The sequence below is a fragment of the Arthrobacter sp. 10N44_2 genome (assembly GCF_056394385.1).
Genome location: NZ_JBFTHT010000004.1, coordinates 23,005 through 38,439, shown reverse-complemented (window position 1 = coordinate 38,439; position 15,435 = coordinate 23,005). Strand labels below are relative to the sequence as shown.

6 protein-coding genes and 1 tRNA gene are annotated in these 15,435 nt (G+C 69.9%); 2 read left to right on the top strand and 5 right to left on the bottom strand.

Annotation, left to right across the window (positions count from 1 at the left end; translation table 11 throughout):
* Positions 1-22: 22 nt before the first annotated feature.
* Positions 23-2,203, top strand: a complete 2,181-nt coding sequence (locus tag AC1DBX_RS06190) for a RecQ family ATP-dependent DNA helicase (RefSeq protein WP_476931302.1) — start codon at positions 23-25, stop codon at positions 2,201-2,203.
* Here the strand turns inward: AC1DBX_RS06190 and AC1DBX_RS06185 are convergent.
* The 4 genes from AC1DBX_RS06185 to AC1DBX_RS06170 all read right to left on the bottom strand — a co-directional run bounded on the left by AC1DBX_RS06185 (position 2,148) and on the right by AC1DBX_RS06170 (position 8,009).
* A complete protein-coding gene (locus AC1DBX_RS06185) occupies positions 2,148-3,617 on the bottom strand; it encodes an MFS transporter (protein WP_476931301.1) in 1,470 nt (489 codons plus the stop codon). The genes AC1DBX_RS06190 and AC1DBX_RS06185 overlap by 56 nt on opposite strands.
* Positions 3,618-3,690: 73 nt before the next feature.
* Positions 3,691-5,322 carry a phytoene desaturase family protein gene (locus AC1DBX_RS06180; protein ID WP_476860409.1) on the bottom strand — a complete coding sequence of 544 codons (1,632 nt, stop codon included), beginning with the start codon at positions 5,320-5,322 and terminating at the stop codon, positions 3,691-3,693.
* Between the two features lie 173 nt (positions 5,323-5,495).
* Positions 5,496-5,583, bottom strand: a tRNA-Ser gene (locus tag AC1DBX_RS06175).
* Between the two features lie 146 nt (positions 5,584-5,729).
* Entirely contained in the window at positions 5,730-8,009 is a 2,280-nt protein-coding gene (locus AC1DBX_RS06170) for a prolyl oligopeptidase family serine peptidase (protein ID WP_476931300.1), read from the bottom strand.
* Positions 8,010-8,092: 83 nt separating this feature from the next.
* Here AC1DBX_RS06170 and AC1DBX_RS06165 point away from each other — a divergent pair, with 83 nt between their 5' ends.
* Positions 8,093-10,315, top strand: coding sequence for an FAD/NAD(P)-binding protein (locus AC1DBX_RS06165; protein ID WP_476931299.1), 2,223 nt, complete (start codon positions 8,093-8,095; stop codon positions 10,313-10,315).
* A 230-nt stretch (positions 10,316-10,545) separates the two neighbouring features.
* On the opposite strand, the gene AC1DBX_RS06160 is transcribed toward AC1DBX_RS06165, so the two are convergent.
* The gene (locus tag AC1DBX_RS06160; protein WP_476931298.1) at positions 10,546-15,093 is read right to left on the bottom strand and encodes an ExeM/NucH family extracellular endonuclease; all 4,548 of its coding nucleotides are present in this window, start codon (positions 15,091-15,093) and stop codon (positions 10,546-10,548) included.
* Between the last annotated feature and the right edge of the window lie 342 nt (positions 15,094-15,435).

The following is a 15,435-nucleotide window of genomic DNA, read 5'->3' as shown; positions in this document are numbered from 1 at the left end:
AGGGGGCTGGGATACTGAAGCAATGGCCAGTAACCAGAACGCCCTTTCCAGCACGGCCCTAGCCGGCACCCCATCCTCGACCCGGGAACAGGCCCAGAATGTACTGCGGGAGCTCGTGGGCCATCCTGAAGCCGAGTTCCATGACGGCCAGTTCGAGGCCATTGAGGCCCTGGTCGACGGCGGCAGGCGGGCCCTGGTGGTGCAGCGCACCGGCTGGGGGAAGTCGGCCGTGTACTTTGTTGCCTCCCTGCTGTTGCGCCGCCGCGGCGCCGGGCCCACCCTGATCGTGTCCCCGCTCCTGGCCCTCATGCGGGACCAGGTCGCGGCCGCGGCGCGGGCCGGGGTGCGGGCGGTGGCGATCAACTCAGCAAACCAGCTGGACTGGGACACTGTCCGCGAGCAGCTCGCCGCCGATGAAGTGGACGTCCTGCTGGTCTCGCCCGAACGCCTCACCAACCCGTCCTTCCGGGAAAACCAGCTGCCCGAGCTCGTCCGCCGGACCGGTCTGCTGGTGATTGACGAGGCCCACTGCATCTCGGACTGGGGCCACGACTTCCGCCCCGACTACCGGCGCATCGCGGACCTCATCACGCAGCTCCCGGACACCGTCCCGGTGCTCGCCACCACCGCCACGGCCAACTCCCGGGTGGTGCATGACATCGAGGAACAGCTCGGCAAGGACGTGCTCACCATCCGTGGCGCCCTGGGCCGGGATTCGCTCCGGCTCGGTGTCCTGACCCTGCCCGATTCCCGCGAACGCCTCGGCTGGCTGCTGACCCACCTGCAGGATCTGCAGGGCAGCGGCATCATCTACACCCTCACGGTCTCGGCCGCCGAGGACACCGCCCGCCTGCTGGCTGAGGCGGGGCACGAGGTCCTCGCCTACACCGGCCGCACGGACCCCGCGGACCGGGAACGCGCCGAGCAGCTCCTGAAGGACAACCAGGTCAAGGCGCTCGTGGCCACCTCCGCCCTCGGCATGGGTTTCGACAAGCCGGACCTCGGCTTCGTGGTGCACCTGGGCGCGCCGTCGTCGCCGGTGGCGTACTACCAGCAGGTGGGCCGCGCCGGCCGTGGCGCGGCCAACGCCGACGTCCTGCTGCTGCCAGGATCCGAGGACCGCGACATCTGGCAGTATTTCGCCACCGCATCCATGCCGTCCGAGGAGAAAGCTGCCGCGGTCCTGACGGCCCTCGCCGAGGCAGGCGCGGCGGTGTCCACGGTGGCGCTCGAGGCGCGGGTGGACCTGCGCCGCACCCCGCTGGAGCTGCTGCTGAAAGTCCTGGCCGTGGACGGCGCCGTCGAACGCGTCGGCGGCGGCTGGCGTTCCACGGGACAACCGTGGAACTACGACGCCGAGCGATACGGCCGGATCGCCGAGGCCCGGGTGGATGAACAGGACTCGATGGTCATCTACCAGGACACGGCCGGCTGCCGGATGGAATACATCACCTCGGTGCTGGACGATGAAACGGCCCGCGCCTGCGGCCGCTGCGACAACTGCGCGGGCCGCTGGTTCCGCGCCGACATCGCCGAGGACGCCACGGAGACCGCAGGGCAGACCCTGCGCCGGGCCGGCGTCGCCCTGGAACCGCGGCTGCAGTGGCCCAGCGGCATGGACCGCCTGGGCGTGCCGGTCAAGGGCAAGATCAAGCCGGATGAGGCCCTCGCGGACGGCCGGGTGCTGGCGCGCCTGACGGACCTTGGCTGGGGCGGGGCCCTGCGGGAGGCCTTCGCCGCCGGTGCGCCCGACCGGCCCGTGGACCCGGGCATGCTGCAGGCCTGCGTCCAGGTGCTCCGGGAGTGGGGCACCGGAGATGCCCGGACCGCTGGCTGGAGCGGGGCCGGCCGGCCTGCCGCGATCATCAGCCTGCCCTCCCGCGGGAAGCCGTTGCTGGTGGATTCCCTGGCCCGCGGGATCTCGGAGATTGGCCGCATCCCGTATCTGGGCCAGCTGCAGCTCAATCACGGCGGACCCACCGGCGGCCGCGGCGGGAACAGCGCCTACCGGCTCGCCGGCGTCTGGGACCGCCTGGTGGTGGGACCGGAGCTGGAGGAGGCCCTGGCTGGAATCCGTGGCCAGAGCGTCATGCTGGTGGACGACCTCGTGGACAGCCGCTGGACCCTCACCGTCTCCGGGCGGGCCCTCAGGCTCGCGGGCGCCGGCGCCGTTCTGCCGCTGGTGCTGGGCCAGGCCGGCTGACCTCAGCACCGGCGTGGCGGGGGAGGACCAGGCTGTCCAGGGTGCTCAGGAGCATCAGGACCGCGATGGCCAGGAACGCCGCCCGGTACGGCGCCGCCGGATCACCGGGGACCCCGGTGGATCCCGCGCGGCTGCCTGCCTCGAAGACCCGCAGCAGGAGCGCCCCGACCGCGATCCCGGCCGCGGTGGCGAGCTGCACGAGCGTCGCGGAGACGGCGTTGGCGGACGGCAGCTGGGCCGGGACGACGTCGGCGTACTGCACGGATGCGTACGCCGAGAACCCGATCGAGCGGAACGCCCCGCTGGCCACCAGCACCGCGACAATCAGCGGTTCCGGCGTGCCGGCGTCGAGCAGCGCGCACAGCGCAAAAGTGGCCGCGGAGGCCAGAGACGCGAACACCAGGACGGGCTTGAACCCGAAACGCCGGATCAGGGGCGTCGTGGCGGGCTTGATCCCGATGTTCCCCACGAACACGGCCGACACCATCGCCCCGGCGCGCAGCGGGTCCCAGCCGAAACCGACCTGGAACATCAGCGGCAGCAGGAACGGCACCGCGCTGATGGTCAGGCGGTACACAAAGCCTCCCGTCGCCGTCGCGCGGAACGTCCGCGTGCCGAAGACGGACAGATTGAACAGCGGCGTGCTGGTCCGCCGCATCCAGGCCGCGGCGGCGGCCAGGAGCAGCAGGCCCGCAGCGATCCCCGCGGCCGCCAGCAGTCCGGCGTCCCGGCCGCCCATCAATTCCAGGCCGACCAGCAGGGATCCCACCCCGAGCGTGGTCAGGACCAGTCCGAGCCAGTCCAGGCGCCGCGTGCTGTCGCCGCGGACTGGGGGGACCAGGCGCAGCGCGGCCAGGAAGGCCGCCAGGCCCAGGGGGAGGTTGACCAGGAAGATCCAGTGCCAGGACAGGTAGGTCGTCAGCGCTCCGCCCACCAGCGGGGCGAGGACCGGGGCCAGCAGCCCGGGCCACACGAGGAAGGCCGTAGCCCGCAGCAGATCCTTCTTCGGGGTGCCGCGGAGCACCACCAGCGTGCCCACCGGGACCATCATGGCGCCGCCGGTACCCTGCAGGACGCGGCTCAGCGTCAGCATGGTCAGGTCCTGGCTGAGCGCGCAGAGCAATGACGCGGCCGTGAAGATGGCGATGGCAAGACAGAACACCCGGCGGGCACCGAGCCGCTCCGCGAGCCAGCCGCTGAGCGGGATGCCCATCGCCACCGTCATCAGGTAGGCGGTCATGGAGATGTTCACGTCGGCGGCCGGCACCGCGAAATCGGCGGCGATACTGGGTATGGCGGTCGTCAGGACGGTCCCGTCGAGGAATTCCATGAAGAACGTCGCGGCCACCAGCAGGGCCAGCCGCGGGCTCCAGCTGCCCCCGGCCGGGTCCGCGCCGCGCGGGGAGGCGTTCATGCGCGTGTCTCCATGGTCCGGCTCACCCATAGCGCCGGCTCATCCACTGCACTGATTCACCCATTGCACCGGTTCACCCATGGCGCAGGGGTGGTTCCGATTCCAGCACGGCCATGGCGGCGTTGTGTCCGCCGATCGCACTGACGGCGCCGCCGCGGCGGGCACCGGAGCCGCAGAGCAGGATCTGCGGATCATCCGTCGCCACGCCCCAGCGGCGCGCCGGGGTGTCCAGCGGTTCGCCGTCCTCCACGAACGGCCAGTCGAGGCCGCCGTGGAAGATATTGCCGCGGGGCATCCCGACGGCGCGTTCAATGTCCAGGGTGGTCTTGGTTTCAATGCAGGGCCGCCCGTCCGGATCCGTCATGAGCAGATCCTCGACGGGCTCAGCCAGGACGGAGTTCAGGGAGGCCAGGACGGCTGCCTGCAGTTCGGTGCGGCGGTCCTCGTTGTTCTCCGCCGTGACCAGCCGGTCCGGGACGTGCAGGCCAAAGACGGTCAGCGTCTGGGCGCCGGCGGCCTGCAGTTCCGGGGACAGGATGGTGGGATCGGTCAGCGAGTGGCAGTAGATTTCGCACGGCAGCGGCGAGGGCACGGATCCGGCGGCGGCGGTGCTGTAGGCGGCGTCGAGCTGGGACCAGGTCTCGTTGATGTGGAACGTCCCGCCGAACGCGGCCTCGGGGCTGACGGATCCGTCCAGCAGCTCCGGGAGGCGTTTGAGCAGGAGGTTGACCTTGACCTGCGCACCCTCGCGCTGATGGTTCGGGTTGGGGCCGGCAGGGGCGCCGGCTGACAGGTCGGCGGCAGGCCGGCCGCGCAGCCGGTCGAGGACCACCGGCGCCACATTGGATAACACCCACCGGGCGGAAGACGAATGGTCCCGCCCGCCGTGGCGGTAGTCCACGGCGCCGCCGGGCCGGACGGCGGTCACGTCCGCGGAGGTCAGGATGGTCGCGCCGGCGTCGCGCGCGGCCCGCTCCAGCTCGCCGGAGACCGCGCCCATGCCGCCGACCGGCACGTCCCAGTCCCCCGTCCCGCCGCCGATCAGGTGGTAGAGGAAGCAGATGTTTTGCTGCAGGTCCTCATCGTCAGCCCGGGCGAAGGTACCGATCAGCGCATCCGTCAGGACCACACCGCGGACCAGGTCGCTGCCCAGCTCCCGGCGGATCGCCTGTCCGATGGGATGCTCGATCATGGCCTCCCACGCCGCGTCGGCCCCGGCCCGGCCGGCGAGGGCCCGCGCGTCGGACCGCGCCAGCAGCGGCGCGGTCATGGTGGGCCAGAGTGCCTCCGTGAGCTGCCGGCACGCGGCGTAGAACGCGGTGAAGGCGCCGAACTCGCCGTCGGGAGCGCCGACGGCGGCGAACGACGCGGCCGTGGCGGCCTCGTCCCCGTTGTCCACCAGCAGGGCCCGGCTGGCATCCGCGGGGTCCGGGGTGTAGGAGGAATAGCGCCGCCGCGCCAGCGTGATGCGCAGGCCGAGGTCGTCGATGATCTGCCGGGGCAGGAGGCTGACGAGGTACGAATAGCGCGAGAGGCGGGCGTCGACGCCGTCGAACGCGTGCGCGGATACTGCTGCGCCGCCGGCGTGTTCCAGCTTTTCCAGGACCAAGACGTCCCGCCCGGCCTTGGCCAGGTACGCGGCCGCGGCCAGTCCGTTGTGGCCGCCGCCGACGATGATGGCGTCAAATTCCGTGTTGCTCGACATGGGCCTATCCTGCCATCCGGATCCGCCGGCGGGCGTGAGGCGTCCGGCCACCGGACGGGCCGGGCCGGGGGGACGTGACTGCTGGGGGCAGACCAGCGCGAATGAACGCCGTCGATCCGCCCTGATCTGCCCGGGAACGCAAAAAGCCCCGGTCCGAGGACCGGGGCCAAACGCGGAGACGGGGGGATTTGAACCCCCGGTGGAGTTGTGCCCCACACTTCATTAGCAGTGAAGCCCATTCGGCCGCTCTGGCACGTCTCCAATTGCTAATAACTAGCCAACCAAGGATACGCAGAAGGTGCCACGCAGTGCAAAACGGCCGCTCCAGAGCAACGCGGGGTCAGATCCGGCCCATGCGGGGCCCCCGGATGGGCGCTAAGTGACCCCGCGTTGCTTGGGTGTGGGCCTTACGCCTCGGTGCCGGCGAGGGCCCGCCACAGGAAATGCTGGCTGCGGCTTTGCAGGGCCGCCGCCTGCCGGTTGTCCGAAGCCCCCGCGTGGCCGCCCTCGAGCGCCTCGTGGAACCAGACATTGGGGATGCCCATGGCCTGCATGCGGGCCGCCATCTTCCGGGCCTGGACCGGCCCCACCCGGTCATCCGAAGTCGCCGTCCAAATAAACGTCTCCGGGTAGTCCACGCCGTCCTTGAGAAGGTGGTACGGCGAAAACGTCTTCAGGAACTCCCACTGCTCGGGCACGTCGGGGTCGCCGTATTCGCCGATCCAGGAATAGCCCGCGGACAGTTTGGTGTACCGGCGCATGTCCAGGAGTGGGACCCCGCAGGACACGGCGCCAAAAAGCTCAGGGTACTGGGTGAGCATGTTGCCCACCAGCAGCCCGCCGTTGGAGCCGCCCACGCAGCCGAGCCGCTGACGGGACGTGACGCCGCGGGAGATCAGGTCCTTCGCGACGGCGGCGAAGTCCTCGTACGCCCGGTGGCGGTTGCCCTGCAGCGCGGCGCGGTGCCAGTCCGGCCCGTACTCGCCGCCGCCGCGGATGTTCGCCACCACGTAGACGCCGCCGCGGCGGTGCGTGCCCTCGCCCTCTACGCCGCTGGACTCCGCGGTCCGCCGCTCCAGCCACGCCCGGCCGATCGCGCCGCTGTACGCCGGCGTCCGCGAAATCTCGAAGCCGCCATAGCCGGAAAGCTGGGTCGGGTTCTGGCCGTCCAGCACCAGGTCCTTGGCGGCCACCTGGAAGTACGGAACCTTCGTGCCGTCGCTGGAGGCCGCGAAGTGCTGCTGGACCTCGTAGCCCGCCTCGTCGAAGAATGACGGGGAGGTCCGGATCACCTCGTGCGTGCTGGTCACCGATCCGCCGTCGCGGGCTAGTGTCCCGCGGGTTAGGGTGGTCGGCGTCGTGAAGCCGGTGGCCACCAGCCAGAAGTCGTTCCCTGCGCCCGGCGCCTCGCCATCGGCGACCGAGGCGGCGCCGCCGGTACCGTCGTCGTCCGAGCCTTCGGCGTCGTCTTCGTCATCCACCGCGAAGGCATTGACGTCGTGCAGGGGCGGGCAGGCGTCCAGCACGGTGGCGGCCCACGCGGCGTCCTTACCGGGGCGCCGCGGATCCAGGACGTGGATCTCCGAGGACACGTCCCGGAGCAGGTTCAGCAGCAGGAAGTCCCGCGTCCAGCTCCAAGACTGCAGGGAGGTGTGCGGATCGGGGGTGAAGAGCACGGCGAGGTCCCGGGAGCCGGCGAGGAAGTCCTCGAAGCCGGCCGCGAGCAGGGAGCCCGCCGGGTGGGTGGTGCCGTTGACGGTCCAGTCACGCTGCGGGCGGAACAGCAGCCATTCACGGTGCGAGCTCAGGTTCACGTCCGCCGGCACGTCGATCTGCACCCATGCACCATCGCGCAGCACCGAGGTGTTCTTCTCGAAAAAGCTGATCCAGTCGACGGCAAACGTGCGTTCGAAGCCCGGCGTGGAGTCGTGGGCCACGATCGCCATCATGTGGTCCTCGGGAATGTCGAACAGCTGCTCGGCCTGGGCCAGGGACTCGCCGCGGCGCAGCTTCACCCCGGTGCGGGCATAGGACGAGGTGGTCCGCGGCAGATCGTGGGCGGTGGTGGCGACCAGCAGGGTGTCCCCGTCCAGCCAGGAGGCGTTGCCCTTGCCGGTCGGGAGGTCGAAGCCGCCGTCGGCCGGGTCCACGAAGCCGCGGGCCTCGACGTCGAACTCCCGGTGGCGGTTGGCGTCCCCGCCGTCGGGGGAGAACGCCAGCAGGGCCCGCCGGTGGGGTTCACCCGGGGCCGGGCGGAGGAAGTTGGCGCCGTGGAAGACCCAGTCCTGGTTCTCGGCGGCGGCGAGGGCGTCGACATCCAGCAGGACATCCCACTCGGGGGTCCCGGCCCGGTAGCTGTCCCAGCTGGTGCGCCGCCACAGGCCCCGGGGGTTGTCCCGGTCCTTCCAGAAGTTGTAGTACCACTCGCCGTGCTTGCCCACCATGGGGATCCGGTCGGTGGAGTCGAGGACCTCCAGGATCCGGCCTTCCAGATCGGCGTAGTCGGCGTCCTCGAGGAGCTCCTCGGTGCGGGCGTTCTGTTCACGGACCCACGCCAGCTGCTCCTGGCCGTAGATGTCCTCCAGCCAGATGTTTTCGTCGACGGGTTCGGGGGAAGTCCCTCCAGCAGGGAGGGCGCCGGTGGCCTCGCCGGACGCGGACGGGTGGTCAGCTTCTGTGGTGGTCATTTTCCCATCCAAGAACATCGGTGCGGCAGTGGCAAGTCACACCGAGGTCAAGCCTGCGGCCGGTTGCCGATACGCTGGATGCCGTGGGCATATCTCGAAGCATCCGGACGGCAGTGATAGGCGCCGGTCCCCGGGGCACGAGCATGCTGGAACGGCTCCTCGCCAACTGGGCCTCCGCCGGCTCCGCGGACACCCTGCACATCGACGTGGTGGACCCTTACCCAGCGGGCCCGGGGCACGTCTGGCAGCCCGGACAGTCGCGGCTGTACCTGATGAACACGCAGTCCTTCTATCCCACCGTGGTCCCCGAAGACCCGGAACTCGTGCCGCCCCTGGCCGGGCGCACATTCGACCAGTGGCGCGAACTCCAGCAGGCCCACCCGCACCCTTCGCTCACTGACGACGAACGTGCCGAGCTCTCACGGCTCGGCGAGGCGGACTTCCCCAGCCGGGCCCTTTACGGCCGTTACCTGCGGTCCACCCTCGAGGAACTGCTCACCGTGCTGCCGGCCGGCGTCAGCGTGGACTTCCACGCGGCGAGGGCGACGTCCGTCCGCCACGCCGCCGCGGAGGCCGCCGCGGCGCCGGGCCCGGACCTGGCCGCCTCCGGGCCGGCCGGCGCGAAGGACGCTGCGGTGCGGTTCGACGTCGTGCTCGACGACGGCACCGTACTTACCGTCGACTCTGTGGTGCTGGCCGTGGGCCACCTCGACGCGCGGTTGAACCCTGAACAGCGGGAGCTGCTTTCCGCGGCGGAGGAACTCGGTCTCCTGTACGTGCCGCCGGCGGCGCCCGCCGACGTCGACTGGTCCCGGGTGCCGGGAGGCAAACCTGTCCTGGTGCGCGGCATGGGCTTGAACTTCTTTGACGTGATGGGACAGCTGACGGAAGGGCGCGGCGGCCGGTTCGTTGCCGGAGAGGGCAACGCTGAACTGACGTATCTGCCGTCCGGCCGCGAACCGCTCATCATCGCCGCCTCACGCCGCGGCACCCCCTACCGGGCGAAGGCGACACTCACCGGCTACTACCCCGGAACGGTCCGGCTGCGCTACTGCACTGAGGGCGCGATCGCGAAGTTCGCCGACTCCGGAATCCGGCCCTCCTTCGACTACGACCTCTGGCCGCTCCTGCACCGGGACGCGGTCTGGGCCTACTACTCCACGCTCGCGCGCTCGCAGCCCGATGCCATCCTGACCGGCCCGGCCGAGTTCCTGCGCGCCCTGGACGAGTCTTTGCGGCCGCACGCTCACTCGACCGTCAAATGGGAGCACACGGCGGAATCGGTGATTGCCGTCCATGTCCGGGCATCCCACCGCCTGGACCTGCTCGGCCTCGCGGCGCCCCTGGCCGGGCGCTCGTTTGACTCCAGAGCCGAACTGGACGCCGCCGTCGTCGACTACCTGCTCGACGACGCCCGGCGCTCGGCCCTTGGTGAGGACGATCCGGTGAAGATGGCGATCGGCGCGCTGCACCACGGCCGGGCCGTGCTCAAGACCGCTGTGGCCGATAGCGGCATCACGGACGAATCCTGGGTCGCCGGCCTCCGGGGCTGGTTCGAATCATTCGTGGAAGGCCTGGCGAGCGGTCCGCCGGCGCTGCGCTCCGCGCAGCTCGCGGCACTGGCCCGGGCGGGAATCGTGCGCTTCGTGGGCCCTGACCCCAAGTTCGGCGTGGACAGGCGGGCCCGGATGTTCACCGCGGCGTCACCATGGGTGGGCGGCGGAATGGATGAAAGCGCCGACGGCGGGGCGGAAGGTGCCGCGATGGAGCCTGCCGGCGTCGGTGGTGCTGCCGCGGGCGGTGCTGGGGTCCGCGGTTTTGTGGGCAGTGCCGGCGTGATCGGTGTTGGATCAGGGACGGCGCACGCGGGTGCGGTAAGGGACCGGACGGAGAACGCTGTGTCCGGATTTGGGGCGGCCGCCGCGTCCGGTTCCGGGGCGGGGGCCGTGTCCGCGGCGGCGATGATCGAGGCGCTGGCCCCGGCCAACCGGGTGGCCGTTAACTCTTCGCCTTTGTTGGAGCAGTTGCTCGCCGAGGGGCTGGTGCGGCCGCGCCTCATGATGAGCGTGGAGGGGACCCCGGTGCAGACTTCCGGGCTGGACGTCGTCCCGCATCCTTACCGGCCGCTGGGTGCCAATGGGTCCGTGACGCCGGGGCTTTACGTGCTCGGGCTTCAGCTCTCCGCCACGCAATGGGGCACGGCCATCGCCGCCGAGGCCCGGCCGAAGTCGGGCCCGGTCTACCGCAGCGGCCAGCGCACCCTGCGCGACGCCGACGAGATCGCCCGCGACATCCTGGCCCCGTAGCCCGTAGCCCGTAGCCCGTAGCCCGTAGCCCGGAGCCCGTAGCCCGCAGCCCGCAGCCCGTAGCTCCGGAGCCGCTCAAGAGTGGACATGTCCTCCGGCGCGCCTGCCTCCAAGAGTGGGCATGCCCTCCCCTGGGGCCGGGCAGTGGACAGTTGGTGCTTATGTCCAGTGCTGCGGGCCAGGGGAGGGCATGTGCCGTGGTGGGGGACCAGGAAGTCCGGGCTAAGGCATCAGCCCTTGAGGCACTTCCGGTAGGCGGCCATGGCTGTCCCGTAGTTCACCTGGCCCACGAGATCCCCGGGCCTGGTCGGCTTGACCGGCGGCGTGCACTTCGGCGGGACGGGGACGCTGGCCGCGACCTTCACCGCCGTTTTCACCACAGTGCCGGATTCGACGGCGGTAAGCACCAGGGTGCCCGTGCCGGCGGCGGCGCCAGCGGGAACCAATACGCTCACGTTGGCGGCGCCGGCGGTCACCGGTACCGTGCCCAGGCCCGTCACGGTGCCGGCGGCGTCCGTGAACTCGGCGCGCAGCGAGGCATTCACCGGGCTGCCCAGCGAGGTGAGGTCCAGCTTTGAAACCGCCAGTGTGATGGATTCGCCGCCCTTGACCTCGGCCGCCGTCGTGTTCACGACAGCCACGGAGCGGCGGGCGAAGTCCGGCGAGACCGGGTTGTGGTTCTGCAGGTACTTGATCCAGGCGTCGCGGTCCACGAGCCCGGAGTCCTTGGTGCCCGCGCCTTCCTTGAAGATGCGGAAGTTGTCGCCGCCGGTGGCCAGGAAGTTGAACGTCCCGATCCGGTAGGACTTCGCCGGGTCGAGAAGTGCACCGTTGACCCGGATCGAGGTGATCCGGTCACCGGCGGCGCGGGCGGCGTCGTAGGTGTAGTTCACGTTCTTGGACAGGCCCAGCTGCTGGTAGGCACGGCTGGGAACCGTGCCGTCCGGGTTGGTCTGCCACTGCTGCTCCAGCAGGGTCTTGAACTGCGCACCGGTGAGGGACGTGGTCCACAGATTGTTCACGAACGGCAGCACGGCGTTGGCCTCGGCGTACGTGATGGTGCCGTCGGGCGCGTAGTACAGCTCGTTGCGCAGGCCGCCAGGGTTGACGACGCCGATTTCGGCGGCGCCGAGGTCCGGCGCCTTCAGCGCATCCACCAGGGAGTCTGCCACCAGGTTGCCGAGGGTGGACTCGCTGGCACGGTCATCGCGCACAGCCGGGGAACCGGCGAACGCCGTCGTGATGTCCGCCGTGACCTTGCCGACAGGCTGGTTGCCGACCACCGCGGCGTCGGCCAGGGCCTTGTCCACGATGGCCTTGACGGCCGCGACGCGCGGGTACTGCGCCACAAGATCGGCTGCCGGCTGCGCGGCGCTGGTGGTGCGCTGGACGTTGCCGGCCTTGTACCCGGTCACCGACATGGTCCTGGTGTCGATGGTCAGCTGGATCTGGCCGATGAACTCGCCGTAGTTTCCGGTCTGGACGATCGGGCGGGTCTTGCCCGTGGGCTGGCCCGCCGCATCCAGGACCGGGGCGTCCCACGCGTACTGCTTGTGGGTGTGGCCGTTGAAGATCGCCGCCACATCCGGGGTGACCTTCTGGACCATCTTGGCGAAGGGGCCGCCGGCGGCGATTTCCTGCTCCAAAGTGGCGCCGTCGGGTGCGCCCGACCCGGCGCCGTCGTGGTTCTCCACGATGATGACGTCGGCGAGCTTGTCCGCCTTGATCTTCGCCGCGACCCGGTTGATCGCGTCGACGGGGTCACCGAATTCAAGGTCCGCGATGCCTGACGGCGTGACCAGGGACGGCACCTCCTGCGTAACCGTGCCGATCACGGCGACCTTCACGCCGTTCATGTCCAGGACCGTGTATTCCGGCAGGACCGGGGTGGTGGTGCCTTTGGCGTAGACGTTGGCGCCCAGGTACGGGAACTTGGCGTTGGTCCCGCCGGCGGTGACGCGGTCGCGCAGGTCAGCCCAGCCGCCGTCGAACTCGTGGTTGCCCACCGCGGAGGTGCGCAGCTCCAGGGCGTTCAGCACGTCGATGGTCGGCTGGTCCTTGGCGATCGCCGAGGCGAACAGCGAGGCGCCGATGTTGTCGCCGGCCGAGATGAACGCGGTGGCGCCCGGGGCGGCAGCGGTGCGCAGCTTCTCGATGGTCCCGGCGAAGAACACGGTGTTGGAATCGATGCGGCCATGGAAGTCGTTGATGCCCAGGAAGTTCAGCTCAACGCTGGCCGGGGTGACGGGCAAGTTCAGGCCCACCACCACGGGATCGTGGTCGCTGGCGCGGAACTGGTCCGGAGCGTAGTAGTCGGTGACGTTGTTGTTGTAGCGGCTGTACTCCAGCGCCACGGATTCCACGGAGTTGATGTTCCAGATGTCCGCGCCGGTGACGGCGGCGTTGGCCGCCGGGGAGGCGAGGATGTGGTCCAGCGAGCCCACGAGGCCGCCGAACAGGTAGGAGTGCTTGGCGGACCCGTCGGCGTTCTTGGCCTTCTCATCCTGGTTGACGTACCCGGCGCCCGTGAGGACGTTGATCGGATCCTCCTTGGCGTAGGAGTTGAAGTCACCGATCAGGAAGACGTTGTCCGTGCCCTTGGACTTCTGCAGTTCGTCGGCGAACGCCAGCAGGGACTTGGCCTGGGCGGTGCGCGCCAGGTTCGAGGCGCCCTGGCCCTTGTCGGTGTCATCCGGCGTCGCGGCGGAGCCCTTGGACTTGAAGTGGTTGGCGATCGCGATGAACTTCTTGTCATCGGCGGCGCCGACCGGCTTGAAGACCTGGGCCATCGGCTTGCGGGCGCTGGCGAACGCGACCGTGTCGTTGTGGATGATGGATTCGCCGATCGGTTCGGCGGCGGCCAACTTGTAGATGAACGCGGTGCGGATCATGTCCTCGTCCGCCAGCGGGGGTGCGTTGGCGGGCGTGCGGACGTAGTCCCAGATTCCCGGGGTGGCGATGTTCAGGGCATCCACGAGCTTGGCGAGGGCGTCGTCCCGGTTTTTGCCGAACTGGGCCGAGTTCTCGACCTCCATGAGCGTGACGACGTCGGCCCCGGACTTGGAGATCGCCGCGACGATCTTGTCCTGCTGCCGCTTGAAGTTCTCCGCGTTCGCCGCGCCGCGGACGTCGCAGCCGCCCTTGACCGTGATGGGGTTGCCGTCCCGGTCCGGGTAGAACGTGCAGCCGGAGATCTGGTCGCCGGTGGTGGGGAAGTAATTCAGCACGTTGAAGGAGGCAAGCTTGAGATTGCCGCCAACCGCCGCGGGGGTGTCCGCGCGGGTGGCGCCGAAGCTGGCCGGCTGGACGGTGTCCGCGTTGGCGGCCGTCAGCTGGGTCAGGGGCTGGAACTTCCAGGCATTGTTCGCGTAGCTGAGCACCACGTTGGTTTTGAACGTCACCGGCGCGCCGACCCGGACGTGATCGGCCGTGGTCAGGTACGGGAGCGCCTGGGCCTTGGTGGCGGCGTCCTTGAGGAAGTTCGTGGTGGCGCCGTCGTCGAGCTTGATGCCGCGGGCGGCGTTCGCCGCGACCGTGGCGGTGTACTCCGCGGAGCCGAACGGCGCGACGGCGGTGGGCTGCGCCAGCGCGGTGGTGCCGCCGGCCAGGCCGATCTCGCCGTACTGGTTCAGCGAGAAGTTGTCCGCCACGGTGACGGGGCCCTGCGGGGTGAGCAGCATGCCTTCGAGGGACTCACGGAAGGCCTCGTCGGCGGGCAGGGCGAAGCCGGTGGCCTTGACCTCGGGGGCGGCCTCGGTGAGCTTCTTCAGATCGGCCGCCGCGGCGACGTTCAGCTGGGTCATGCCGAAGAATTCGCTGACTGCGCCGGTGAGTTCGACGTAGTCGCCGATCCTGACGGCGTCGACTGTGGACGGCGAGTAGACGAACACCGCGTCCGACGCCGCGTGGTTGGCCGGCGTGAGATCGCCGCCTGTGCCGGGGGTCTGGACGTAGTAGCCGGCGAAGCCGCCGGTGGGGAACGTGGCAGTGACCCTGCCGCGGGTGGTGACCGAGGATCCTGCCAGCGGGCTTGCGGTGCCGTTGCCCTGGATTTCGGCAATGGTCTTGGCGGCCGGAGGCGTGCCCGGCCCCGGGTCCACGGGGCCGGCAGCGCCACTGGCCGCCGTCGGCGTGATGGCTGCGTTCAGTGCGAAGTCGGCGGCGTTGTTGTTGGTGTCCCCGCCGTTGCTGCGGTTGATGCTCTTGACGTCGGTGTTTCCCGACGGCGCCGCGGCCGCCTGGGCCTCGAAGGTGTTCGAGGTGCCGTAGCCGAGGAGGTCCGCGACGTTGGTCGGTTCGATGACCGAGCCTGTCGGCAGCGGGTTGAGTGCTGTGGCCTGTTTGGCCAGCACGATCGTGCCGCCGCCACCGGCCGGGTTGAAACCGGTGGCGGTGGCGTCGGCGGCCGGCAGGTCGGTGCCGGCCGTGCCGTTGCTGCCGCCCTTGAGCAGGTAGTAGCCCTTGGCGGGAATGCTGCCCGCCAGGGCTGCCACCGAGCTCGGCGCACCGGTGCCCGGGGCTGAGCGGTACTGGAGACTCCAGCCCTCCAGTGAGACCGGTGCGTCGGAGCCGTTGTACAGCTCGACAAACTTGTTCTTGAAGGCCGCGCCGGAGCTGCCGCCGCTGAGATAGGCCTCGTTGATGACCACCGGCGAGGTTCCGGTTGCTGCCGGCAACGGTTCGGTGGCGTTAGCCGGCACGGCCGCCGCCAGTGGAGCTGCTATCAGCGCCGCCGACAGTGCTGAGCCCAGCGCTGTTTTCCAGGGTGTTATTTTCATCCGCTCTAACTCTCATTAGGGTGCCCCGGGTAAAGGGCAGGGTGCAGTGCGTCCGCAGGGTGCAGCGGACAGTGGCCGGCCAGAACTCCTGGTCAAGTCGTGCCGGGCCCATCCAAACAGGGGTGAATGAACAACGTATGGACTAAACGTGCATTCGGCGGGACGCCCCCCAGCGGGACGCGCCGCAGCCTTCCCGGAGCGGCTCGAAAGCCCCGGGCGATGGTGACTGGTGATACGGGTGAGCGGTGTCCGGGTGCCTCCACCGGACGCTCCACAGCAGAATACCGGCCAGTAGCCCTCGGGGAAGGCTCTGGCCGGTATTTCCTACAACAATTTTTGTAA

What these genes read in the sequence shown, in the direction of transcription:
- AC1DBX_RS06190 (WP_476931302.1), top strand. Translation starts at nt 23, where the DNA reads ATGGCCAGTAACCAGAACGCCCTTTCCAGCACGGCCCTAGCCGGCACC.
- AC1DBX_RS06185 (WP_476931301.1), bottom strand. Translation starts at nt 3,617, where the DNA reads ATGAACGCCTCCCCGCGCGGCGCGGACCCGGCCGGGGGCAGCTGGAGC.
- AC1DBX_RS06180 (WP_476860409.1), bottom strand. Translation starts at nt 5,322, where the DNA reads ATGTCGAGCAACACGGAATTTGACGCCATCATCGTCGGCGGCGGCCAC.
- AC1DBX_RS06170 (WP_476931300.1), bottom strand. Translation starts at nt 8,009, where the DNA reads ATGACCACCACAGAAGCTGACCACCCGTCCGCGTCCGGCGAGGCCACC.
- AC1DBX_RS06160 (WP_476931298.1), bottom strand. Translation starts at nt 15,093, where the DNA reads ATGAAAATAACACCCTGGAAAACAGCGCTGGGCTCAGCACTGTCGGCG.